Below are 22862 nucleotides of genomic sequence, written 5' to 3' on the forward strand. Positions count from 1 at the left end.
AAAGATTTTGAATTGTTTACATTTCATTTGAGCTATTTTAAAGATAAAGTTAGCGATAGAATGAAAACATCAATAGATACTTGTTTTTATTATCTAGAATATATTAAGAACTCATTCACCTATGATTATTCTAATGGACCAATTGAGGGTATTAACAATTTTATTAAGGTTTTAAAGAGGCTAGCTATTGGTTACAGAAATTTTGCTTATTTGAGAACAAGAATATTCATTACAAGAAATTTATTAGCTAACTAAAAAATTCAGGGATAGAAAATCTATCCCTGATTAAGAATTTGGTTGATTTTTATTACCAACACGATTTGACAAAGAGCCTAAAAAATCTCCCTGCCTTAAGCTTAACCATAAGCCTAAAACAAGGAGAATCTTCTAGTCTTCCTTATCTTCTTTATTTTTTAATTTTCTAATTCTGACAGCCTTAATCCTGTTATCTTCTATATAGAGAATTTTGATCTCGTAGCCATTGTAATCAAATGACAGCTTGGAGTCCTCTTCTGGTATATAGCCAAGTCTATCTATAATAAAGCCCCCCAAGGAATCGTAGTTTTCGTTATCCTCATCGATACCTATATTAATCTTCTCGTTTAAGTCCTTGATACCAATAGAGGCCTTGACTACGAAGACATCCCTGCCATTTTCCTTAATTTCTGGAATATCATAGTCGTAGGAATCGTCTATATCCCCTACAATTTCTTCTATCAAATCTTCCATAGTGACAACTCCAGAAAATCCACCGTATTCGTCTATCAAAATCGCCATATGGATATGTTTTTTCTGCATATCGGAAAAAAGCTTGTCGGTTTCTATCTTATCTGGTGCAAAGTAGGCAGGCCTTAGGATTTCTTTGATTTCTACATTTCTAAGCCCTACTTTTGTTGCCTCAAGTAGGAAGTCTTTGGTATAGACAATGCCTAAGATATTATCTACTTCGTCGTCATAGACCGGAATTCTCGCGTGCTTTATCTTTACAAATTCTTCGAGATATTCCTTATCCTTATCGTTTATATCAATCATAAAGACATCGGTCCTTGCTGTCATTATCTCTTCTGCAAGTAGGTCATCAAAGGCCATTATGGAATGGATCATCTTAGATTCCATAGGTCTTAGGATCCCTTGATCTTCACCTATCTGGACAATGGATTTAATCTGTTCACCTGTAACTTGCTTTTGGATATTTTTAGCCTCTATGCCAAATATATTCATAAATAAATTAGTCACAGCCGTAGTAAAGGCCACAATAGGTCTTGTAAGAACCATGATAAGCTTAGTGATTCCCGTAGCCCTTTTGGTAATCTCCATTGGAAATCTCACGCCAATTCTTTGGGGAATTTTGTCTACAAATATCAGCTTAAGAATCGTATATACTACTATGGCTACTATAGTCACCCATCTTTCTGATAAAATTCCTCCCCAAAAATAACCATCAGAGCTCACTTCTCTGAGCCTTTTTGCAAAATAGGCTATGGTTAAAAGAGAAAATATTATATTTGCTATTTCAAAGGATTGATTGAGCCTATCCTGATTTGATAAAATCTTAAGGACAGATCCTGCCTTCTCATCTCCATTTAGAGAATCCTCTTCTAACTTTGATGTGTTAAGGCTAATAAGTCCTGTATGAATTGCTGTAAATACTCCATCTATAATAAGCAATAAAATTATACTAAGCGTCGTAATCAAGCTATGGTAGGGTCCAGTTTCCATTTATGTCTTCTCCGTTCTTTCTTTATCTTTCTTATATAGACTATATACATAAAAGCTTTCCTTGTCAAAGGAGAAAAATCCTCCTAAGCCCTCTTTTTTAGAACAAACATAAGGCTTAGGATTACTATAATTCCAAAGGCCAGTGATATGACAAAAGAATGGGTAAAGCCCGCTATAATATAGGCAAGGGAAGAGACTAAAGCAACTGTTAGCCCATAAGGAAGTTGGCTTTTGACATGGTCTAGGTGAACACAACCTGCTCCAGTTGATGACATTATAGTCGTATCTGATATTGGAGATAAGTGGTCTCCACAAACTGACCCTGAAAGAGTTGCTGATATAGCTATTAAAAATATAGGATCATGGGGATCAAACATAGACACAACTATTGGTATAAGTATACCGAAAGTCCCCCAACTTGTTCCTGTCGCAAAGGCTAAAAATATTGCAACAACAAATATTACTACAGGAAGGAAGGAACTTAGCCCACTTGCTGCATTTTCCATAAGACCTCCAACATAATTAGTAGATCCTAAAAGCTCATTTGAAATATTCTTTAAGCTTGTTGCCATAGTTAAAATTAGAATTGCAGATACCATTGATGAGAAGCCTTCTGATACAGAATCCATAGACTTTTCAAATGACATCACCTTTCTTACCACGAAAAATATTATGGATATGATCAAGGCCACAATGGAACCCATAGCAAGGGCTATAGATGAGTCGGTGTTGGCAAAGGCATTTACAAAATCGTGATAGTAAGGACTTGTACTATCGAAAAATCCTCCAACATTGATTAAGCTTAGGACGCAAGATACTATAAGAACTAGGATTGGAAAGACTAAGTCTATTACAGCCCCTTCTCTGTTTACCTTGCTATGATCGATTAACTCTTCCTTTCTAACGCTTATATCCCCTGTTGTCTGGGCCTTTTTCTCGTATTCTTTCATTGGACCGTAGTCATTGTCAAAGGCAATTATACAAACTACAAAGAATAAGGTCAAAAGAGAATAGAAGTTAAAGGGAATTGCCTTTACAAAAAGCTCTATTCCTGAATAAGTTCCTGATTCTGCATAGCCAGAAACTGCCGCAGCCCATGAAGATATAGGCGCTATCATACAAACTGGAGCTGCTGTCGCATCTATTATGTAGGCAAGCTTAGCCCTTGAAACCTTGTGAGAATCTATAATTGGCTTCATCACAGATCCGCTTGTTAGACAATTAAAATAATCATCTATAAAAAGCATGATGCAAAGGAAAAATGTAGCAATTTGCGATTGTTTTCTATTCTTAATCTTGGAGTGAGCCCATTTACCAAAGGCACGTGATCCTCCAGAATAGTTTATTAGAACTACCATTATTCCCAAAACTACAAGAAAGATATAGATTCCTGAAGTCTGTGAGATTGACTCGATAAAGCCTTCGCTTACGATATTAGCTAAGAATTTTGCAAAGGATCCCTTAGATCCTAGGATTGCTCCTATTGTAATTCCTAAAAATAGGGAAGAGAAAACTTCCTTAGTAAAAAGAGCTATAAAAATAGCTACTACTGGTGGAAATAAGGACCAGATACTAGAATAGGTATCCACTCCTGTTTTTGAAATGTATATACTAAGGCCTATAGCCAATATAGCAAAGACTAGGGCCGGTTTAGATTTTTTATTTTCCATAAAACCCCTCAATTTTCTAATATGTAAAAATATCTAGCTGACTCTTTATCAAAAAAGATATTTTCCGCGCAATTTATACTATACTAATTTTTGCTATATATTAAAGCTTTTTTGAAATTTAAACAAAAAAAGGGCTGTTGCAAAACTATGAATAACCATCGTACCATCGTTAGAAGGTTCTCTTAGGAAATTTTACCTCTCCTGGCCGGTGGGCCGATTGATGCCCGCCGGATCATGGAGGCGATTAGCCCGTCGGCTTAATGAGACTTTCCGTGGAGGTTCTTCTAACGATAATGGTACGATTTATTCATTCTGCAACCGCCCCTCCTCTATACTTATTTTTGCTCAGCTATAATATCCTTAACCTTCATTAGTCTTGATATAGTAGCTCTTTCGTTTTCTTCTAGCTTGCTTCTTATATATTTGATTGTCTCTTCAAGATCTGGAATTGTCCTGTATTCTAAGGCATTTACCCTTCTTCTTGTGCTTTCAATCTCATCTGCCATAAGCTGGGTTGTCTTTTCAAGCTCCGCAAGCTCAAGGAGCCTATTCATAACTTCATTGAGTCCCTTTAGGGCCTTATCAAGACCTGCAGATGTTTCTGCATAGCCGTATGGGAACATGCTGGCGTTCTCATTTTCTTCTACCTTAAATTCCATCTTTGGAATCCTAACGCTCATGACATTTTTGATACTTATATCAACGCCAAGTTTTTGAGTAGGAAAGCTTACAGCTTCCTCCATAAATTCCGGGCTCATAAAAGCACTTGCTATAAGGAAGTCTGAAAAGGAAGCCTCTAATTCCTTTTCTACTTCTTCCCTTAGTTTTTTATTTTTCCTAATAAGCTCCAAGAACTGTCTCATAAGCTCATCTTGCTTATCCTTTAGTAGCTTGTAGCCACGTTTACTCGTAGCAAGTCGCTCTTTTAAGGTATTTAGATTCATCCTCGTTGGCGTTACTTTTAATCTTGCCATACTTAACTCCTAATCTAAATATTTTTCAATTAACTTATCGTCAATTCTCTTAAGCTCTGATTTTGGTATGATTTTTAGAAGCTCCCAACCTAGGTTTAGGGTATCTTCTATGGTTCTGTTAGTGTAGTAACCTTGGTTGATGTATCTTTCTTCGAACTCTTTGGCAAACTTAGCAAAGGCAAGGTCTGCATCTGATAGGGCAGAGTCCCCCAAGATCTTTTGAAGCTCTCTTGCATCAACTCCTGATGCGTAAGCTGCATAGATTTGGTTCATAGTGTCTGCGTGGTCTTCCCTGGTTTTGCCCTTTCCTATACCCTTATCCTTAAGTCTTGATAGGGATGGGAGGATTGATACAGGTGGCTCAACTCCTTGGTTGTAAAGCTCTCTGTTAAGGATGATTTGGCCTTCTGTAATGTATCCTGTTAGGTCTGGGATTGGGTGGGTGATATCATCTTCTGGCATGGAAAGAATTGGGATTTGTGTAATTGTTCCTGGCTTTCCACGAAGCTTACCAGCTCTCTCATAGATTGTTGAAAGGTCTGTATAAAGATATCCTGGGTATCCACGACGTCCTGGTACTTCCTTACGAGCAGCTGATACTTCACGAAGGGCTTCTGCGTAGTTAGTCATATCTGTCATGATTACAAGAACTTGCATGTCCTTTTCAAAGGCAAGGTATTCTGCTGCTGTAAGAGCCATCTTTGGTGTAGATAGACGCTCTATAGCAGGGTCGTCTGCAAGGTTCATAAAAAGAACTGACCTATCTAGGGCTCCAGTTTTTCTAAAGTCATTCATGAAGAATTGTGCTTCTTCGAAAGTAATTCCTATAGCTGCAAAGACTACAGCAAAGCCTTCATCGTCTGACAATACTCTCGCTTGTCTTGCAATTTGGGCTGCTACTTGGTTGTGTGGAAGTCCGTTTCCAGAAAATATTGGAAGCTTTTGTCCACGAACTAGGGTATTTAGTCCATCTATAGTTGAGATTCCTGTTTGGATAAACTCTGATGGATAGTCTCTTGATACAGGGTTTATGGCTGTACCATTTACGTCACGTTTTTCTTCAGGAATTATGGCAGGGCCGTCATCGATTGGCTCTCCAAGACCGTTAAAGGCACGGCCTATCATATCTTCTGATACGCCAAGCTCAAGAGGTCTTCCTAGAAATCTTACTGATGTTGATTTAAGGTTGATACCTGTAGATCCTTCAAAAAGTTGGACCATGGCACGGTCTTCTTCAATTTCAATAACACGACCACGGCGGCGTTCGCCTGTTTGCATTTCTATATCTACAAGCTCATCAAAGCTCACACCCTCTACTCCTTGAACGAGCATAAGAGGGCCAACTACTTCAGAAACTGTTTTATATTCTTTTAACATTATGCCTCCCTTATAAGCTCTTCAATTTGCTTATCAATTTCACTTCTGATCTCTTCGATGTTTCCTAAATCATCTTCTGAGATTAGTTTTAGTCTTGTAATCTTCTCACGAACTGGAAGTTTCTCGATTTTTTCAAGCTCTACGCCATTAGATAAGGCTTCTAGTGACTTATCGTAATTGTAAAGAATTGTCGCAAGCATCTTATCTTGCTTTCTTAGTGAACAATAAGTATCTACGTCGTGGAAGGCGTTTTGTTGGAGATAGTCCTCTCTGATTGATTTAGTAACGTCAAGTTTTAGCTTATCGTCATCAGATAGGGCGTCACGTCCTACTAGCCTTACGACTTCTTGAAGTCCTGATTCTTGTTGGAGTAGACTCATAGATCTCTTCCTATTTTTGGAGAATTCTTCGTCAACTTCGCCGTCTATATACTTATCCATCTTATCTTGATATAGCGAATATGATGATAACCAGTTAATAGCTGGGAAGTGTCTTTGGTAAGATAGGTCATAATCTAGTCCCCAGAAGACCTTAACTATACGAAGGGTCGCTTGGGTAACAGGCTCTGATAAGTCTCCTCCTGGAGGGCTTACTGCTCCTATTACTGATAGGGAACCTATGTCATTTCTTGATCCAAGTACTTCAACCTTTCCTGCTCTTTCGTAAAAGTCTGCAATCCTACTTGCAAGATAAGCTGGGAATCCTTCATCTCCTGGCATCTCTTCAAGACGACCACTCATCTCACGGAGGGCTTCTGCCCATCTAGATGTAGAATCTGCCATCATAGCTACGTTATAGCCCATATCTCTAAAGTATTCTGCAAGGGTAACTCCTGTGTAGATACTTGCCTCACGGGCTGCTACTGGCATGTTTGAAGTGTTTGCTATAAGAACTGTACGTTTCATGATTGATTCGCCTGTTTTTGGATCTACTAGTTCAGGGAATTCGTTAAGTACGTCAGTCATCTCGTTTCCACGCTCACCACAACCTACATAGATTACTATGTCAGCATCAGCAAACTTTGCTATCTGGTGTTGGACTACAGTCTTACCAGAACCGAATGGTCCAGGTATTGCTGCTGTACCGCCCTTGGCAACTGGGAAGAAGGTATCTATAACTCTTTGACCTGTAATAAGTGGCTCATCTGGGTCGATTTTCCTTTTTGAAGGACGAGCCTGTCTTACTGGCCATTTTTGAAGCATAGAAACTTCTTTATCGCCGTCTTCTGTCTCAATTATTGCTATTGTTTCATCGACTGTAAACTCGCCAGCTTTGATGTCTTTGATTGTTCCTGATATGCCGATTGGAACCATCATCTTGTGGGTGATAACACTAGTCTCTTCAACTTCGCCTAGGATATCGCCTGCTTCAACCTTGTCAGAAACACTTGCTGTTGGGTTAAATTCCCAAGTTTTTTCCCTATCAAGGGCTGTACTTGTTACACCTCTTTTTAGGAATTCTCCTGCCAAATCTTGGAGTTTCTCAAGAGGTCTTTGGATTCCATCGTACATCTTCTCTAGCATTCCTGGTCCAAGTTCTACTGAAAGAGGATGTCCTGTAGAAATTACTTCATCTCCAGGGCCAATTCCTGTTGTTTCTTCATAGACTTGGATGCTGGCAACATCACCTCTCATCTCAATTATTTCGCCGATGAGCTTATCTTTTGATACCTCGACCACATCGTAGATATTAGCGTCAGATAAGCCGCTAGCTTCTATCAATGGTCCAGATACCTTTGTAATTTTACCTTTATTCAAATTAAGCTCCTTTAATCTAGAATGTTTGCTCCTACAGCCTTCTCAACAGACTTGTTGATATCAGCTAAGCCTATTCCCATTGATCCCTTGTTTGATGGGATTAGGATAATGGCTGGAGTCATTTCTTCTCTATATTTGTCAATTGTAGATGGAATCTCTTTGGCTAAATCTTCTGTGATAAATATCACTCCAAATTCTTTCTTAGCCAAATCTTTGATTGTCTTTTTTGCATCAGTTCCATCTATTGCTGTATATACTTCAACACCCAATGCCTTGAATGCAAGGATTGAGTCCTTATCTCCTATTACTGCTACCTTATACATAAGATTTCCTCAACTTTTCTAAAGTAAATTCTTTATCCAACTTATTGAGTTTGGATACGAGTAGAATCCTTAAGTTTTTGATCTCAGTTTCCTTAGATATTACATAATTCATTAGGACTTCTGGACCAAAAGTTATCATCTTAGAATCTCTCGTATAATCAGTCATATGAGAATCAATAGCCTTTTCTAGAGCTAGGATATTATCATCGAGATTTAGATCATCATTTAGGCTGTCTTTGACATAATTACCGATTTTGGCATTAGAAAGACTTCCTATAAGTTGGTTAATCTCGTAAGAGAAATATTCCTTAAACTTAATAGGCTCAATAAAGCCACCTTCTATTAGTGTTTTTTCAAGAGTTTCCATATCTTCACCTTGGCTTTTAACTCTAAGAAGGCTCTTAAGATTTATCAAATCAATTGTTTCTCTAGTAAAGTCTATCAGAGTATCTAAGTCTAGGGCTTTTGCATCTAGTAAGAGTTTCTCATAATAGGACTTATCTAGGCTTATATCTATATCTTGAGGATTTTTAGTCTCTTCGTAAGTAGATAGGGCCTTTTGGGCGTAATCTAGGTATAGATCTCTCGGATCTTTCCCTAGGTCATCTTCCTTGTCGGATGAAAGGCTTGCTACTTTGTCAAAAAAGTCGCTTTTCCTATCCTCTTTGATGAGGTTTTTCTTGATATATGCTAGGTCAACATCTCCCATCTCTAGGTAAAGAGAAGAGTAATCCTTCTCTTGGATTAATTCTTTGACCAAAACTTTGAGATTGTGGAAGATATATTTTTCCTTCATATAATCTATTATCTCCTTGTCAGGAGCTATATCCTCAATTACTTTGTAGACTCTTTTTAATTCATCTTTTAGAATTTTCTCATATTCTTCTGGCCTATCGAGATCGTTGATAGATCCCCTATAGATTGTTTCGTTTAACTGATTTAAAACATCTCTTAGAGAATCATAATCGTTGAGTCTTTCAAGGTCAGTCCTTGTAAGGAGGTTTTTTTCATACATTCTCGTTGAAATAGATGCGCTTATATAGTCATCTTTATTCATCTAATCACCTCACTTAAACAGAATATCTGATATTTGTTTTTTAATATCGTCGCTTTTATATTTGATCAATGAAGAAAATCTATTGTCATATTCTATCTTGCCATCTCTAACGATGAAGCCTTCGTCAACTGTTTCATCTGAGATTTTAAGATTTCCTAAATCAGATTGGCTTAAAATATTTTTAAATCTATCTTCTAAAAGAATCTCACCTTTTTCTATCTTTGAATTTTTCAAAGTGTTTAGGACGTAATCCTTGTATGATGCTTCATCAATAGATTTTAGGCTTGCTAAAAGCTTATCTAAAACACTTTCTATAGCTGAGTTTTTGCCGGAGATAATGATATCTCTTGCTTCTCTTTTGGCAGAGACCTTCTCGTTTGAAAGAGTTAGGTCAGCTTCTTTCTTAGCATCAGCCAAGATCTTGTCAGCTTCTTTTTTTGCCTTAGTTTCCATATCTTCTAGGATAGTCTTAGCTTCTTCTTGACTTTTTTCTAGTATTTGATTTTCTTCTTTTTCTGCTTTTTCTCTTATGCTTTGTAATATTAATTCAAGATTATCCATAATCTTATCCTAATATTAAGCGTTTAGTACAAGTAGTAGTGATATAACGAATCCAAGGATAGCATATAGCTCAACCATTACAGAATAGATTACACCCTTGATGAATTCATCTTCTTTTTTTGCTAAGATGTTTACACCTGCTACAGCTACTCTACCTTGAGCTATTGCTGAGTGATATCCTACTATTCCTACAGGAAGTGCTGCCATTAGTAGGTAAAGACCTCTTGCTGTATCGATATCTCCACCTGTAATTTGTTGGAAGATAAAGAAACCAATTACGAATCCGTAAAGACCTTGAGTACCTGGTAGAAGTTGTAAGATAAGTGCCTTACCAAACTTTTCTGGTTCTTCTACTGTAAGTGCTGCTGTCGCTTCACCTGTCATACCTGTACCTTTTGCAGATCCCATTCCTGATAGGAATGTAGCGATTGCTGCTGCTAGAACTGCAAATACTAAACCACCATTTTCAACTAAAAAATTACTCATTGTCTCCTCCTCTTAATATTTTGACAAATTTTGTATCTTCAATCATCTCACGGAACTTAACTCCGCCACCTTCATAAAATTTATTAAACATCTCTACATATATAAGTCTTAGACCGTGTACATAGGCTGATAGATAAGATAGGAACATGTTAAATAGTTGGAATACAACAAATATAATAATTCCAGCTATGATTCCTCCGATTGAACCATTACCTGCTACCAAGTCTACAATTAAGTTTACAGAATAGGCCACGAAGCTTCCTGATAGAACTAGGGCCATAAGTCTTAGGAAGGATACGAAATCCCCTATCCAACTTGTAAGTCCATAGACTTCATAGAAACCTGATCCAATCCTTCCTCCGATAGATTTAGCTTCTCTACCAGAAAAGAGGAATATTCCTAAAATACCAATAATCATAACCCATTTTGCGATAGGGTTTTTAGTCAAGGCTAAAGCTACCGCTCCGCCTACAGTCATATACATAAATCCTACATCATACATGGCATCCATTGGCTTTCCGTCTCTGATATACATATAAGCTTTTACAGCTAAAGCGACGAAGAGTGAAACAGCTCCTATTACCAAGCTCATCACTATAAGCTCGTTGATGTCTGTTGCTGGATCTATTAAGCCAAATGGTACATCTATTATTCCGCCAAATACTGATCCGAATATAGCTCCAAATACGCATGCAGAAAGAGATATCCTAAGGAATAATCTCAAGTTCTTCTCGGTAGATGGTGGGAACTTCTTTAGCTTAAGGGCAAGTAATATTGCTATAGCTGCAAGGGCCCCATAGCCTAAGTCTCCTATCATGAAACCTGTAAATATTGTATAAAATATTGCTACAAGTCCACTTGGATCTACTTCGTTATATTTTGGAAGTGAGTAGGTCTTTACGACTTCCTCATACGGATCGACCAATTTGTTATTCTTAAGTATTATTGGAACTAAGCTATCTTCCTTATCTGCCTCTTCGATATCTAGTATGTAGGTATCACCTAAAACATTTTTAATATCTTTTTTGAATCTCTCGGTAGCCTCTACCGGAACATAGCCTTCAATAACATTCATAAGCCCTGTCTCTAGGAAAAATTCGCTTGATTCTTCCTTTCTTCTTAGGTTTAGGACATAGGCCTTGTAAATATATAGGTCCTTTAAGTATTTTTTGAAATCTAGGATTTCATTTTCGAGATTTTTAATTAATTTTTCTTTATCTTCGAGTTTGCCAGATAGGTCATAGATTTCTTCTCCTATCTTGCTAGTTGAATTAATTTTAACTCTGCTATAGCCGAACTCTCTTAGAAGTTCTACTAGATCTTCCTTTTCTTCTATACTTGATAGGGCGACTATAAAGTTTGTCTTATCAAGTTCAGAGACTTTGTATACTAGAGACTTTTCTAGATTTCTTTCTACTATGGCTTTTTCAAGCGAATCATAGAATTGACCAGAAATTGTCCCTGTCTCTACAAAGACTCTCTTAGAATCGTAGAGTTCTTGGATGTCTACATCTATATCCTTCCATGGCTTAAGAGCTTCTATTTTATTTGTAAGCTCATTTCTTTGGCTTAGGGCCATCTCTCTTTGGCCTACCAGGTCTTTTATCTTGCCATATATAAGGTCGAAGTCGAAATTCGCACCCTTTTTCTTTACATCTTCTAAGCTAAGTTCAGTAAAACTTGTATCTGGCTTGATGTCCCTATCTTTCATGTAATTGTCCAAAAGATTGATTACATAATCGGCCTTGTTTATACTAGAGTCGATTTTTTGAAGTTGGTCTGTGTTTCTAACTTCAGAAAGATAGGTTCTTTCCTCATCTTCTTCCAAATCGTTAAAGTGAACATAGTTAAAAGCTTGAAGGATATTTAGCAAGTCATCCCTTTCGGATTTAAAAGCTAGCAAGTTAAACTTATTCATTTTAACTATTGCCATTTTCTATAATCCTTTCACTTAAAGATTTAACAATACCATCTATAGTATCTTTACTTTGATTCTTAAGCTTTTCCGAATCTGCTTTAGCGTCCTCGATAGTAGGCTCTTTGTCTTTATTTGCAGCTTTTTCTGCATCCTCAAGAATCATTTTTGCCTTTTCTTTCGCTTTCGTGATTGTTTGTTTGTACTCATCATCTGCCTTAATTTTGGCTTGGTCGATGATCTCACGAGCTGTAACTTTTGCATTATCGATAGTCTGATCAGCCTTGTCTTCGGCCTCTTTGACTTTCAATAAAATATCGTCAGCCATCTTTCACCCCCTATTTGCCTTATTAAAATTATATCATAAAATACCTATATATGATATAATTAACCGATAAATAAGATTTTTAAACATGTTTTTGAGGATAAGAATGATTAAGAAGCTAATAATACTTACAATATCAATGTTTTTAATCGCTTGTGATAGCGGTTTTAAAGATAATAATACTACGGAAAATGAAACAAACTTGGCCTATCCCTTCGACAAAATGACAGGATTTGAGGAAGATAAGGCCCTCTACTTAAAATCTACAGCACCTTTCTTTAATACAAATATTAAAACAGATCCAAATTCGGCCTATGAGAAAAATGAACTAACAAATCTCGACTATAACAAGGAAATAATCTTTGCCAACATGCACATAAGAATCCCTGAAAGATGCAAGATATTTAAGAATAAGAGTGATGATAAATATATTATAGATTTTCCTTATAGTTCATCCTATAATATATTCTTAAGCTTTGAAGAAGTGACAAATACTAAGATTTCGGGCCAAAAGGATATCTTAAAAGCTTGTCAATTATCTGAAAAGACCATAGATAGTGGGGAGAGAATCATTAGCCATTCTCTAAGAAATAAGATTACCAATGTCGACTCCGCCTACTTTATAAGCGAAAAGGGTGAGCAAAGACTTACGCATTTTTTTGTAAAGACTCCTTCATCCATAATCCATTTCACAATCACTGAAGATAAAAACCTAAGCTTGAAATCCAAAGACATAATGAGCGATATCTTGATTGCCATGTATAAGGAAAGCGACGATCCTATGGAGATTTCCAAGGACTTTACCAACTATACAGATAAGATAAATGTCTTTGCCACAAAAGAGGTGGAAATGGGAAATATAAAATTCAAAATCCCAGAAAACTTCCTCCTAAGCCAGGATAAAAACGGCATCAGGGCCTATATATCAAAGGTCGATGGAGAAGTAATCTCAGAACTTATAATAAAAGTAGATGAGAAAGATGGTAGAAGTCTAGAAGAAGTATCTTCTCTTAACTCAGGCGATATAATCTATCCAATAAATATCGTAACAAATGGAGTAAGCGAGAAGGAGGATATAAACAAACTCTCCTACATGAGAAACGGCTCAAGGCTCTACGCCCCAAATTTTTCCCTAAAAGGAGATAAGGTCGTAGTTGAGACCAAGGATGAATTTGTAACGTTTTTTATCCTAGGACCTCTAAATGATAATGACCAGACAAGTATTATGGCTAAGTCCATTATATCAAGCATAGAGAAGAAAAATTGAAAGGAAGATCATGACAGAAAGAATACTCCATGTCTTTGGCACCTTAAATCGTGGAGGAGCCGAGACTTTGGTAATGAATATCTATAGAAATATAGACAGAAGTAAAATCCAATTCGACTTTGTAGTCCACCACGAAGAAGAAGGAGCCTACGAAGAAGAAGTAAGAAAGCTCGGAGGGAATATATACAGAGTTCCTAACTACAAAGGCACCAACCACTTCGCCTACAAGAAAGCTTGGGATGAGCTTCTTAAAAATCACCCAGAATATAAAATCATCCACTGTCATAAGGAGTCTATAGTAGCCCTTGTTATGGATGAGGCGAAGAAAAACGGAAGAATTGCCATAGCCCACAGCCACAATACCCAAAACATACCTGGCTTTAAGGGAAAGGTTATGGATGTCCTAAATAAAAACGTAAATTCTAAGACCGACTACCGCTTCGCTTGCTCCTTAGATGCGGGCTACTGGATGTTCGGTAGAGATAAAGACTTTACAGTTATAGATAATGGCATAGAAGTAGAAAACTTCACCTACAATCCACAGACAAGAGAGAAAATTAGGGAAAGGCTTGGTTTTTCAGACAAAAAGGTCCTAGGTCACATAGCAAGATTTAACAAGCAGAAAAACCACTCCTTCCTCATAGATATATTCTCCGACTTAGTTAAGGAAGACGATGCTTATCTTTTAGTTCTCGCAGGAGTGGGTGATCTTAAAGAAGAAATAGAAAAAAAGGTGAAGGACCTAGGAATCGAAGATAAGGTGATCTTTCTAGGTTCTATCGGCTATGTAAACGAACTCCTCCAAGCTATAGATATCTTTATCCTTCCTTCTTTATACGAAGGACTTGCCGTATCGACCATAGAGGCCCAGGCCGCAGGGCTTAAGTGTCTACTAGCAGATACCATAGACAAAAACTCCAAGATAACAGACCTAGTTGAATTTATCCCAATTGATCAGGGCACAGGCCCATGGATAAAGGCAATTCACAAGGCTCTTCCTTATCAAAGAGAAGATACTAGCGAGATGATAAAAAAAGCAGGATTTGATATAAGAGAAACCGCAGAAAGACTATCAGATTTTTACCTTAAGCTAATAAAATAATAGAACCCTCCCCCAGATCTTTAAACATTTCTGGGGATTTTTGCTGTAATTTTTTTACATTCTATTGTATTTTCTTAAATTTGGGGATAAAATAATAAAATAAAATTTTGGAGGATTTATGATAGAATTATTAAAAGCTTTTGATAAGTTCCTCTGGGGACTTCCCCTAATCTTGGGCATCCTAGGAACTGGCATTTACATAAGTATTAAGACAGGTGGCATTCAATTTAGGAAACTATCCTTTGCCCTAAGGCATACCTTGGGTAATATTTTCGAAAAAGACCACGACCACAAAAGTGGTGACATATCACCCTTCCAGGCCCTAGCCACAGCCCTTGCTGGAACAGTTGGTACAGGAAATATAGTAGGAGTCTCCCTCGCCATTCTCTTGGGTGGACCTGGGGCTATATTTTGGATGTGGCTTGCGGCAATTTTCGGCATGGCAACTAAGTTTGCCGAGGTAAGTCTTGCGGTTATGTATAGAGAAAAGAAGGGTAAGGGCTTTGTAGGCGGACCCATGTATTATATTAAAAACGGCATGGGAAATGAAAAGCTCGCCAAGGCCTTTGCAATCTTTTCTGGCCTTGCTGTTTTCGGTATAGGAAACTCTACCCAGTCCAACGCCATAGCAGGAGTTCTTAAGGAAAACTTAAATATCAATCCCCTAATAACTGGGATTATTCTAAGCATAATTGCTGGCATTGTAATCGTTGGAGGTATTAATTCCATATCCAAGGTCACTGAAAAGCTAGTGCCCCTTATGTCTATTCTTTATATAGGAGGATGTATCAGCGTCTTAGTCGTTAATTATTCTAATATCCTTCCTGCCTTTAAATCTATCTTTATAGGAGCCTTTAGCCCAAGATCTCTTGGAGGTGGATTTGCAGGTCTTTCTATAAAGTCTGTCGTAAGTTCCGGTATTGCTCGTGGAGTCTTTACAAACGAGGCAGGTCTTGGATCATCTCCTATAGCTCACGCTTCTGCCAAGACAGACCATCCTATCCGCCAAGGTCTTTGGGGAATAGCAGAAGTCTTTGTCGATACCATTATAATTTGTACCATGACAGCCTTGGTAATCCTTACAACTGAGGCTAACACAAGGGCAAATGTCGATGCAAGCGCCCTCGTATCTCATGCCTTTGCTAGTGGTTCAAGCTTCGGCCCTATGATTGTAACAATTGGCCTAAGCCTTTTTGCCCTATCTACCATCCTTGGTTGGGCCTACTACGGAGAGGTGAGTCTCGGATTTCTCTTCGGCAATAAAGCCATAATCCCATATAGGATAGCCTATGTGATCTTTGTCTTTTTAGGAGCAAATATGGACCTAGGCCTTGCCTGGACTATAGCAAATATCCTAAATGGCCTCATGGCCTTACCTAACCTAATAGCCCTCATAGCCCTAAGTCCAGTCCTTGTAAAATTGAGCAAAGATTTCTTCAAGGATCCAGAAAGAATTAGAAAATCTAGCGAAGAATACAAATCCTGTCTAAAATAAGACAAGCTAAAACCGACCTTAGCCCAAAGCCTTGGTCGGTTTATTTTATAGGTCATCTTCGATAATTGATGATTTGGAGTAGGCTGTTACTTTTGCTTCGAAGAAGTCTGTCTTTACTCCGTTTGGATCTGAGTATTCGTCTACCCATTTCATGGATTCTGGTATTTCCTTATAGCCTTCATAAAGTGGCTCAAGACCCAAGCCCTTGGCCCTTAGGTTGCCCAGATATTTAATATAATCTTCTATCATCTTCTCGTTAAGTCCTGCTATGTCATTACCTATAGAGTATTTGCCCCAGGCGATCTCTTGTTCTATCCCTTCTTTAAGCATTTCTCTATAGTAATTTTGTAGGTCAGGGGTAAAGAGGTCTTCTCTTTCTTTCTTAAGATCGTTTATAAGAGATCTAAAGAGCCAGAGATGGGTATTTTCGTCTCTGTTGATATATCTTATCTCTTGGACTGTTCCTGGCATCTTACCGTTCCTTCCTAGATTGTAGAAGAAGGAGAAGCCTGAATAGAAATAGATTCCTTCTAGGATGTAGTTTGCTATTAGGACTTTCATAAATCTAAATTCATCATCATTTTCCAAGAATTCGTTGTATTGGTCTCCTATAAACTCATTTCTCTTTAGGAGGTGTTCATCTTCCTTCCAGAGGTAGAGGATTCTTGTTCTTTCTTCTGGAGAACAAATCGTATCTAGGATGTATGAATATGATTGTGAGTGGATTGATTCCTGGTAGGTTTGAATTGACAAGCAAAGATTGATCTCATTTGCTGTGATGTAGGTTTGTAGGTTTGGTAGGTTAGCTGTTTGGATTGAATCAAGATAGGTTAGGAAGGAGAGGATCCTGTCAAAGGCCTTCTTTTCATGCTTATCAAGCTTCCTATAGTCCTTGATATCTTGATTTAAGTTGATCTCTTCTGGTATCCAGAAGTTATTCATAGTCTGTCTATACCAATCACTAGTCCATGTATATTTAAGATTGTTAAAATCGTTTAAGTTGGTGGTGTTTCCTTGGATTATTCTTCTTTTAGAAAGATCAATATCTCCATCTTCGTTGAAAATGCCACGCTTATTAACTTCTTTTTTTTTGCTTTCTTCCATTATTAACTCCTTATAAAATTGACTCAACAATTGATGCAATTATGGCAAGTACAATACTTGCTATAACTAAACTTCCTAAGTGACTGTCTATATAAGCTCCGTCGACAAATTTAAAGGCAAGATATAAGACGAAGGCATTGATGACCAAGTTAAATAAACCTAGGGTCAAAAATGTGATAGGAAAAGATAGGAACTGCAAAATAGGTTGAACTACCTTTTGTAAAAGTGTAAGTATAACTGCGGTTAGAATTAGGGCAGCTGGTTTGTCAAATGAAATGTGTGAAATAAAGTTGCTCATAAGCCAAAGAGCAACAGAATTAGCTATAAATAGTACCATAAAATCTCCTTTACATATTTTATATTATTATATTAGAAGAAAAAATAAGGGCAAGATTGGAATTTTTCATTTTTCTGGTAAGCTGGTTAAAAAGGAGAAATCTATGATTTTTATTAGCGGAATTTTGTATATATTATTAGTCATTTTGGGATTTTTTGTAGAGATTAATAACTATATCCTTATAGCTATGATGTTTGTTTTTGCTATAAGTCTATTCAAAGAAAGGGAGCTTCTAAAAGGCGTGGGAAGTATTAATACTAAAATAATATCTATAATCTTTTTTATAATCTTGATATTTATTCTTTCTCTGATTCAGGAAAAAATGGCTATAACAAACTACAGCTTCATAAATAATAACAATAAAGTATCCTACTCCTACCTGATAGTTTCTTACCTAGTCTTGACAGCCCTTATAGAAACTAGAAAAAGCTTAAAGTAAAAATACCAAAGAGTCGCTTAAAGCCCGGCTTTTTGGTATTTTAAAATTCTAATTTTACAATGCTTTATTTAATTTTAGCTTGCACATGAATCGCACTCTTCAACTTCTTGACTCTTTCCTCTAACATAGTATATAGACTTAACTCCAGCTTCCCAGGCTGTTATATAGATATTTAATAACTGTCTCATAGAGTATTCTGTGGTTATATAGATATTTACTGATTGGGCCTGATCGATGTGTTTTTGTCTTACTCCTGCCATACGCATAGATATGTTTTGGTCTATGTCGTGGGCGTTTTCATATAGCCAGAAGGTCTTTGTTGTAAGTCCTGGAGCAACTCTTGGAACTATGGCTCCCTTCTTTTCTTCTAGGAAGTAACGGCTCATGATTGGGTCAACTCCTGCTGATGTTCCTGAGATAATTGATGTTGATCCTGTTGGAGCTATGGCCATTAGGTAGCCATTTCTTAGGCCGTTTTCTTTAACATCCGCCCTTAACTTCTCCCATCTTTCGCTCTTATAATCTCTTAGGTCAAAGTAGGCTCCAGTCTCCCAGTCGCTTCCTTCAAAGCATGAGTAGGCTCCCTTTTCCTTGGCAATTTCCATAGATTCCTTGATGGCGTAATAGTTGATATCTTCATATACCCTATCTACAAATTCACCGTGGGCCTCTTCGTTTTGCCAGCTTATGTCGTTTTTAACTAGCATGTGGTGGTAGCCGCTTGTCCCAAGTCCTATTGCCCTGTACTTTTTGTTGGTTACCTTGGCATATGGAGTTGGATAGTAGTTTAGGTCTATTACATTATCAAGAGCCCTTACTACTGTTCTTACAGTTTCTTCGAGCTCTCCCTTATTATTTACATCGACCTTACCTAGGGTTAGACTTGCCAGGTTACATTCTACAAAGTCGCCTGGTTTTGTCTTGTTTACTATGATTGTGTCTCCATTTTCATCGACTATCTCTGTTGAGATTGACTCTGAAGGGCTCATGTTTTGAGCGATTTCTGTACATAGGTTTGATGAATAGATCATTCCCTTGTGCTTGTTTGGATTTAGTCTATTTACTGCATCTCTGTTGAAGACAAATGGAGTTCCTGTTTCTGTCCATGATTTAATGAGTAGTCTTACCATATCTTTGACAGACATAGTCCTTCTGGATATATCCTTATCTGCTACTAGCTTCTCGTAAAATTCTTCGAATTCTTCTCCGTAGGTGTCCTCTAGGGCCTTACCGTATTTTTTCTCTACTTCGTGAGGGTCGAACATATGCCAGTCGGCATTTATATCATCACGGGTTAGTCTCCAGAAGAGGTCTGGAACGCATACTCCAGGGAAGACATCATGGGCCTTCATCCTGTCATCTCCGTTATTTGTCCTAAGTCCCATAAATTCAGGTATATCCTTATGCCAAATATCTAGGTAGACTGCAACCGCTCCTTGCCTTACACCAAGTTGGTCTACTGCCACGGCTGTGTCGTTGGCAAGTCTTATCCAACGGATAACTCCACCAGCAACTCCCTCAAAGCCACGTATGTCTGACCCGTTAGCCCTTACCTTTCCAAAGTAGAGGCCCATTCCTCCTCCATGCTTTGATACTTCCGCAAAGTTTGTTACAGAACGGTAGATTCCCTTTAGGGTATCTGGGACTGTGTCTATAAAGCATGAGGATAGTTGGTTAAATGGCTTTCTGGCATTGGTCATGGTAGGTGTTGCCATAGTTGCCTTAAGGGTTGAAAGGATATCATATAATCTTTTTGCAAATCCTATCTTATCCTTCTCAGGAATTGCAAGATGCATGGCGATTCCCATAAACATCTCTTGGACCTTTTCTAGGATATCTCCCTTGTGGTTAGTAATTAGATATCTTTTCCTTACAAGATCAAGGCCTGAGTAGGTAAAGATCTTGTCCCTAGAAAAGTCCATATAGGCTTCTAATTCGTCTATCTCTTCTCCTGTGTAGTTTTCTAGGATGTAAGATCCATAAAGTCCTTCTTCTGTTAGAAATTCTATTTTTGATTTGAAATCGAAAAGCTCGTATCTTTCTTCACTTTTTTCTATCTCATAGTTAATCTCTTGCATGAGAAAACGTGCTGCTATTATCTCCCAATCAGGAGCTTCCTTGCTGGTAAGCTCGCTTGCAGCTCTGATAATCGCCTTAAGCATGTCTTCTTCTGTCATGTTCGCCTTTAGGAAGGATTCAAATTTGAAAAAGAGAGACTCTATAGGATATCTTTGGTTGTCAAATTCTGTTTGAACTTCTGTGATTATATTAAGAATATTCTTGTCACTTATATATTTGGAGAAGTCTCCCAAGACTTTTCTATCCATATTGTGCTTGGCACGGTAGAGGATAAAAGATTTTACCTCTCTGTAGTAGTTCTCGTCAATTAGGGTAAGCTCCACCAAGTCTTGAACTTCCTCAACTGTAACAGTATGATCAGCCGGATATTTTTCCTTGATTGTTTTTTCTATCTTTGAGGAAATCTTTCTGAGATCTTCCTCGCTTATCATACTGTCAACAGAGTAGAAGGCCTTAGCAATTGCTTTTTCTATTTTTTCTCTTTCAAAATCTGCCCTCGAACCGTCTCTTTTAATAATCTCCATCTTAACTCCTTAATCTCTCATAAACAAAGGTCATTTATATATCAACTAATATCAACTTTTCTTAGATGCTTGTAGTTACTTTATCAAAAGTCTAATACTAGATGTAGTATCTTTATCTTATAATCGTCTATTATCATACCATATATTGTGGTTTTTCAAAATAAAAAAAACAGCACAAATTAGCGATTTTTGTAATTTATGCTGCTTTTTGCAATAATTTTTTCTAAATTTTATAGATTTTCTCCGTACAAATGTTCGAATATATCTTCCTTAACTACAGTAGTATCGAGAAGGATATCGAAAAGCCCTTGTTTTTTGGGACTAAAGCCAACTATTAAATAAAGAATTTTAAATTTATTTAGGACAAATCTTCCACAAACTTCTCTAATTATTATTTGAGAGAAAGTTAATTTATCACTTGTTAAGGAAATCACCCTGAGACCTAAGATCATCTTGCCTAGGGTCCTTCCATTTGTGAAAAGTGTCATCAGAAAGAAGTAGGCTAAAGTAACTCCTGTCCTAAGCACTTCTTCCAGGCTAAAACTTAAGATACTTGCATCCATATCTAAGGGCAAGAATACTTTAAGTATTGTAAATATTCCTCCCACAACTAGCATATCTATAAGAAAGGCTACAAGTCTTAGGAAAAAACCCGCATAGGCGAAGCGGTAGTCTTTCTCTCTAATAGGAATTTTAACTTCAGTCATTGCAATCACCATACAAATACATTGGCCTTGGTCCTTCATTTTTCATTAATTTATCAAGTATTGCAAGGTCTGATTGGCTTTTCTTAAGGTCTGTGACTTTTGAAAATATTGATGAGAAAGATCCCATGATGTTGTCATTTCTTATTACCATTGGATCTTCTAAGTTATTTTCACTTGCCATATCGCTTACGGCTGAATCGAGATCTCCGATTTTATCAACTAGTCCATTTGCTAGGGCTTGGCTACCATCGTAGACCCTACCGTCAGCTAATTTTCTAACTTCTCTTTCAGAAAGGCCACGTCCTTCTGCAACAATTTTTACAAATCTGTCAAAGGCTGAGTCTACAAGGCCTTGGAAGTATTCTTTTTCTTCCTTACTCATATCCCTACCCTGGCTTCCGGCATCTTTCATCTTGCCTGTTGTAATGTTTTGCTCTTTAATTCCATACTTTTCGAAAAGTCCTTGGAGGGAGTAGGATTGGATGATTACCCCAATCGACCCTGTCCAAGTCTCGTTAGATGCGTAAATCCTATCAGTTGGGGCTGATATATAATAGCCTCCGCTTGCTGCCATCTCACCCATTACAGTATATACTGGCTTTTCCGCTTCCTTAAGGGCCTTTATTTGATTTGCAATCCTCTCAGACGCATAGACTGATCCACCTGGGGAATTTACATTTAGGATTACTCCCTTAACAAGGGGGTCTTCCTTGGCCTTTTTAAGCTCATCTACCACGAAGTCATTAGCATCGTTTGATTGGATTACCCCATCGACATCTACGACCTTGATTTTCTCCTTAGGATTTGTTCCTTGGACTATTTCTTCTGTATAGCTAGAAAAGTCTGAAAAGTTTTTCATATACTTATCTCTTATATTTTGCTCTACTTCCTTATCCTTATCCTTGGCGAATACCGAAAGTACAAGGACTAGGACACTTATAGCCAAGGCTATCCATTTTTTTGCGTTATTTTTCATAAATCTCCTCTTAATTCATTTCCTATTTCTTTATCAGTATAACATAAAGCTTCAAAGCTGTTAAGTTATAGTTTAATTGCTTTTTATCTAAGTTTAAGTACAATATTAGTGCATCACAAGTATCGTTAACACTAGATACATTGTTAATGTATAGCTCCCTTTGGAGCTATTTACATAAATCCGGGCTTAGATTAGGCCCTTTTTCTTTTGCCAAATTTACAAGCACAGATACTGCTTCGTCTAGGAGTTCTTCTATAGAAGGCTTTTCTTTAGAAACTATCAGGGTCTTGCAACAATCGAATGGGATTAGGATTCTTGTGGCTTCTGATTTTCCTATAGCCTTGGCAATTTTCTTGCTAATCTCTCCGTGAAGGGAATTTGTTATGACTATTCCTGTAGTTCCCAAAATAAAATCACAGTCCTTGACATTTACGACAATAGCATTTTCACCAGTCGCAATTATATCGGCTCCTGCCTTTTTCATAGCCTTACTAGAAAAATAATTAGTTCCTAAGCCATAGACTAGAGCATCTAGATTTTCTTTTTTAATTTTACTTACAAGGCTTGCACCTATCGAGCCTCCCTGGCCATCAATTACTACTATCTTCATATCTTCCTCCTTCTAATATTTTATCATAAGCTTAGTTCTTGACCTAGTTTTTTTTATA

22 protein-coding genes are annotated in these 22862 nt (G+C 37.4%); 5 read left to right on the forward strand and 17 right to left on the reverse strand.

Annotated features, from left to right (window positions below; translation table 11 throughout):
* On the forward strand, window positions 1–255 hold a 255-nt coding region (locus tag MRZ08_RS01965; RefSeq protein ID WP_297378702.1), incomplete at its 5' end, for a transposase.
* A gap of 132 nt (window positions 256–387) precedes the next feature.
* On the opposite strand, the gene MRZ08_RS01970 is transcribed toward MRZ08_RS01965, so the two are convergent.
* The 11 genes from MRZ08_RS01970 to MRZ08_RS02020 all read right to left on the reverse strand — a co-directional run bounded on the left by MRZ08_RS01970 (window position 388) and on the right by MRZ08_RS02020 (window position 12167).
* Window positions 388–1719 (reverse strand): hemolysin family protein, encoded by a 1332-nt coding sequence (locus MRZ08_RS01970; RefSeq protein WP_297378704.1) that lies wholly within the window; start codon window positions 1717–1719, stop codon window positions 388–390.
* An 83-nt stretch (window positions 1720–1802) separates the two neighbouring features.
* Window positions 1803–3389, reverse strand: coding sequence for a Na+/H+ antiporter NhaC family protein (locus MRZ08_RS01975; RefSeq protein WP_297378706.1), 1587 nt, complete (start codon window positions 3387–3389; stop codon window positions 1803–1805).
* Between the two features lie 335 nt (window positions 3390–3724).
* Window positions 3725–4363 (reverse strand): V-type ATP synthase subunit D, encoded by a 639-nt coding sequence (locus tag MRZ08_RS01980; protein ID WP_297378707.1) that lies wholly within the window; start codon window positions 4361–4363, stop codon window positions 3725–3727.
* A 9-nt stretch (window positions 4364–4372) separates the two neighbouring features.
* Window positions 4373–5740, reverse strand: coding sequence for a V-type ATP synthase subunit B (locus MRZ08_RS01985; protein WP_297378709.1), 1368 nt, complete (start codon window positions 5738–5740; stop codon window positions 4373–4375).
* The gene (locus MRZ08_RS01990; protein WP_297378711.1) at window positions 5740–7497 is read right to left on the reverse strand and encodes a V-type ATP synthase subunit A; all 1758 of its coding nucleotides are present in this window, start codon (window positions 7495–7497) and stop codon (window positions 5740–5742) included. Before MRZ08_RS01990 ends, MRZ08_RS01985 begins: the two co-directional genes overlap by 1 nt.
* An 11-nt stretch (window positions 7498–7508) precedes the next feature.
* Window positions 7509–7820, reverse strand: a complete 312-nt coding sequence (locus MRZ08_RS01995; RefSeq protein ID WP_015778603.1) for a V-type ATP synthase subunit F — start codon at window positions 7818–7820, stop codon at window positions 7509–7511.
* The gene (locus MRZ08_RS02000) at window positions 7813–8877 is read right to left on the reverse strand and encodes a V-type ATP synthase subunit C (protein ID WP_297378714.1); all 1065 of its coding nucleotides are present in this window, start codon (window positions 8875–8877) and stop codon (window positions 7813–7815) included. The genes MRZ08_RS01995 and MRZ08_RS02000 overlap by 8 nt, the downstream gene beginning before the upstream one ends.
* Before the next feature lie 9 nt (window positions 8878–8886).
* Entirely contained in the window at window positions 8887–9438 is a 552-nt protein-coding gene (locus MRZ08_RS02005; RefSeq protein WP_297378716.1) for a V-type ATP synthase subunit E, read from the reverse strand.
* 15 nt (window positions 9439–9453) lie between these two features.
* A complete protein-coding gene (locus MRZ08_RS02010) occupies window positions 9454–9924 on the reverse strand; it encodes a V-type ATP synthase subunit K (protein ID WP_015778606.1) in 471 nt (156 codons plus the stop codon).
* On the reverse strand, window positions 9917–11857 hold the full coding sequence (locus MRZ08_RS02015; RefSeq protein WP_297378718.1) for a V-type ATP synthase subunit I: 1941 nt from the start codon (window positions 11855–11857) through the stop codon (window positions 9917–9919). The genes MRZ08_RS02010 and MRZ08_RS02015 overlap by 8 nt, the downstream gene beginning before the upstream one ends.
* Window positions 11844–12167, reverse strand: coding sequence for an ATPase V (locus tag MRZ08_RS02020; RefSeq protein ID WP_297378720.1), 324 nt, complete (start codon window positions 12165–12167; stop codon window positions 11844–11846). Before MRZ08_RS02020 ends, MRZ08_RS02015 begins: the two co-directional genes overlap by 14 nt.
* Before the next feature lie 103 nt (window positions 12168–12270).
* Between MRZ08_RS02020 and MRZ08_RS02025 the strand changes: the two genes are divergently transcribed.
* The 3 genes from MRZ08_RS02025 (at window position 12271) to MRZ08_RS02035 (ending at window position 16028) form a co-directional block, all read left to right on the forward strand.
* Complete coding sequence (locus tag MRZ08_RS02025; protein ID WP_297378722.1) at window positions 12271–13431, forward strand: hypothetical protein; 1161 nt, start codon at window positions 12271–12273, stop codon at window positions 13429–13431.
* A 10-nt stretch (window positions 13432–13441) separates the two neighbouring features.
* The gene (locus MRZ08_RS02030) at window positions 13442–14533 is read left to right on the forward strand and encodes a glycosyltransferase family 1 protein (RefSeq protein WP_297378724.1); all 1092 of its coding nucleotides are present in this window, start codon (window positions 13442–13444) and stop codon (window positions 14531–14533) included.
* A gap of 118 nt (window positions 14534–14651) precedes the next feature.
* On the forward strand, window positions 14652–16028 hold the full coding sequence (locus MRZ08_RS02035; protein ID WP_297378726.1) for a sodium:alanine symporter family protein: 1377 nt from the start codon (window positions 14652–14654) through the stop codon (window positions 16026–16028).
* 45 nt (window positions 16029–16073) lie between these two features.
* Here MRZ08_RS02035 and MRZ08_RS02040 read toward each other — a convergent pair whose 3' ends face one another.
* Together MRZ08_RS02040 and MRZ08_RS02045 are read right to left on the reverse strand one after the other, a co-directional pair.
* Window positions 16074–17132 carry a ribonucleotide-diphosphate reductase subunit beta gene (locus MRZ08_RS02040; protein ID WP_297378729.1) on the reverse strand — a complete coding sequence of 353 codons (1059 nt, stop codon included), beginning with the start codon at window positions 17130–17132 and terminating at the stop codon, window positions 16074–16076.
* A gap of 10 nt (window positions 17133–17142) precedes the next feature.
* Window positions 17143–17469 carry a phage holin family protein gene (locus MRZ08_RS02045; protein WP_297378731.1) on the reverse strand — a complete coding sequence of 109 codons (327 nt, stop codon included), beginning with the start codon at window positions 17467–17469 and terminating at the stop codon, window positions 17143–17145.
* Between the two features lie 103 nt (window positions 17470–17572).
* On the opposite strand from MRZ08_RS02045, the gene MRZ08_RS02050 reads away from it, so the two are divergent.
* The gene (locus MRZ08_RS02050; protein WP_297378733.1) at window positions 17573–17908 is read left to right on the forward strand and encodes a hypothetical protein; all 336 of its coding nucleotides are present in this window, start codon (window positions 17573–17575) and stop codon (window positions 17906–17908) included.
* A gap of 74 nt (window positions 17909–17982) precedes the next feature.
* Here MRZ08_RS02050 and MRZ08_RS02055 read toward each other — a convergent pair whose 3' ends face one another.
* From MRZ08_RS02055 to MRZ08_RS02070, 4 genes are all read right to left on the reverse strand, one after another.
* Complete coding sequence (locus tag MRZ08_RS02055; RefSeq protein WP_297378735.1) at window positions 17983–20511, reverse strand: ribonucleoside-diphosphate reductase subunit alpha; 2529 nt, start codon at window positions 20509–20511, stop codon at window positions 17983–17985.
* A gap of 230 nt (window positions 20512–20741) precedes the next feature.
* Window positions 20742–21218, reverse strand: coding sequence for an RDD family protein (locus tag MRZ08_RS02060; protein ID WP_297378737.1), 477 nt, complete (start codon window positions 21216–21218; stop codon window positions 20742–20744).
* The gene (gene sppA, locus MRZ08_RS02065; protein WP_297378739.1) at window positions 21211–22194 is read right to left on the reverse strand and encodes a signal peptide peptidase SppA; all 984 of its coding nucleotides are present in this window, start codon (window positions 22192–22194) and stop codon (window positions 21211–21213) included. The genes MRZ08_RS02060 and sppA overlap by 8 nt, the downstream gene beginning before the upstream one ends.
* 166 nt (window positions 22195–22360) lie before the next feature.
* Window positions 22361–22804, reverse strand: a complete 444-nt coding sequence (locus MRZ08_RS02070; protein WP_297378740.1) for a DUF3842 family protein — start codon at window positions 22802–22804, stop codon at window positions 22361–22363.
* Window positions 22805–22862: the final 58 nt, after the last annotated feature.

The organism is Anaerococcus sp., assembly GCF_022770135.1.
Lineage (GTDB): Bacteria > Bacillota > Clostridia > Tissierellales > Peptoniphilaceae > Anaerococcus.

Bases quoted from the DNA above. Each gene is read 5' to 3' on its own strand.
- MRZ08_RS01970 (WP_297378704.1), bottom strand. From the start codon at position 1,719: ATGGAAACTGGACCCTACCATAGCTTGATTACGACGCTTAGTATAATT.
- MRZ08_RS01975 (WP_297378706.1), bottom strand. From the start codon at position 3,389: ATGGAAAATAAAAAATCTAAACCGGCCCTAGTCTTTGCTATATTGGCT.
- MRZ08_RS01980 (WP_297378707.1), bottom strand. From the start codon at position 4,363: ATGGCAAGATTAAAAGTAACGCCAACGAGGATGAATCTAAATACCTTA.
- MRZ08_RS01985 (WP_297378709.1), bottom strand. From the start codon at position 5,740: ATGTTAAAAGAATATAAAACAGTTTCTGAAGTAGTTGGCCCTCTTATG.
- MRZ08_RS01995 (WP_015778603.1), bottom strand. From the start codon at position 7,820: ATGTATAAGGTAGCAGTAATAGGAGATAAGGACTCAATCCTTGCATTC.
- MRZ08_RS02000 (WP_297378714.1), bottom strand. From the start codon at position 8,877: ATGAATAAAGATGACTATATAAGCGCATCTATTTCAACGAGAATGTAT.
- MRZ08_RS02005 (WP_297378716.1), bottom strand. From the start codon at position 9,438: ATGGATAATCTTGAATTAATATTACAAAGCATAAGAGAAAAAGCAGAA.
- MRZ08_RS02010 (WP_015778606.1), bottom strand. From the start codon at position 9,924: ATGAGTAATTTTTTAGTTGAAAATGGTGGTTTAGTATTTGCAGTTCTA.
- MRZ08_RS02015 (WP_297378718.1), bottom strand. From the start codon at position 11,857: ATGGCAATAGTTAAAATGAATAAGTTTAACTTGCTAGCTTTTAAATCC.
- MRZ08_RS02020 (WP_297378720.1), bottom strand. From the start codon at position 12,167: ATGGCTGACGATATTTTATTGAAAGTCAAAGAGGCCGAAGACAAGGCT.
- MRZ08_RS02025 (WP_297378722.1), top strand. From the start codon at position 12,271: ATGATTAAGAAGCTAATAATACTTACAATATCAATGTTTTTAATCGCT.
- MRZ08_RS02030 (WP_297378724.1), top strand. From the start codon at position 13,442: ATGACAGAAAGAATACTCCATGTCTTTGGCACCTTAAATCGTGGAGGA.
- MRZ08_RS02035 (WP_297378726.1), top strand. From the start codon at position 14,652: ATGATAGAATTATTAAAAGCTTTTGATAAGTTCCTCTGGGGACTTCCC.
- MRZ08_RS02040 (WP_297378729.1), bottom strand. From the start codon at position 17,132: ATGGAAGAAAGCAAAAAAAAAGAAGTTAATAAGCGTGGCATTTTCAAC.
- MRZ08_RS02045 (WP_297378731.1), bottom strand. From the start codon at position 17,469: ATGGTACTATTTATAGCTAATTCTGTTGCTCTTTGGCTTATGAGCAAC.
- MRZ08_RS02050 (WP_297378733.1), top strand. From the start codon at position 17,573: ATGATTTTTATTAGCGGAATTTTGTATATATTATTAGTCATTTTGGGA.
- MRZ08_RS02055 (WP_297378735.1), bottom strand. From the start codon at position 20,511: ATGGAGATTATTAAAAGAGACGGTTCGAGGGCAGATTTTGAAAGAGAA.
- MRZ08_RS02060 (WP_297378737.1), bottom strand. From the start codon at position 21,218: ATGACTGAAGTTAAAATTCCTATTAGAGAGAAAGACTACCGCTTCGCC.
- sppA (WP_297378739.1), bottom strand. From the start codon at position 22,194: ATGAAAAATAACGCAAAAAAATGGATAGCCTTGGCTATAAGTGTCCTA.
- MRZ08_RS02070 (WP_297378740.1), bottom strand. From the start codon at position 22,804: ATGAAGATAGTAGTAATTGATGGCCAGGGAGGCTCGATAGGTGCAAGC.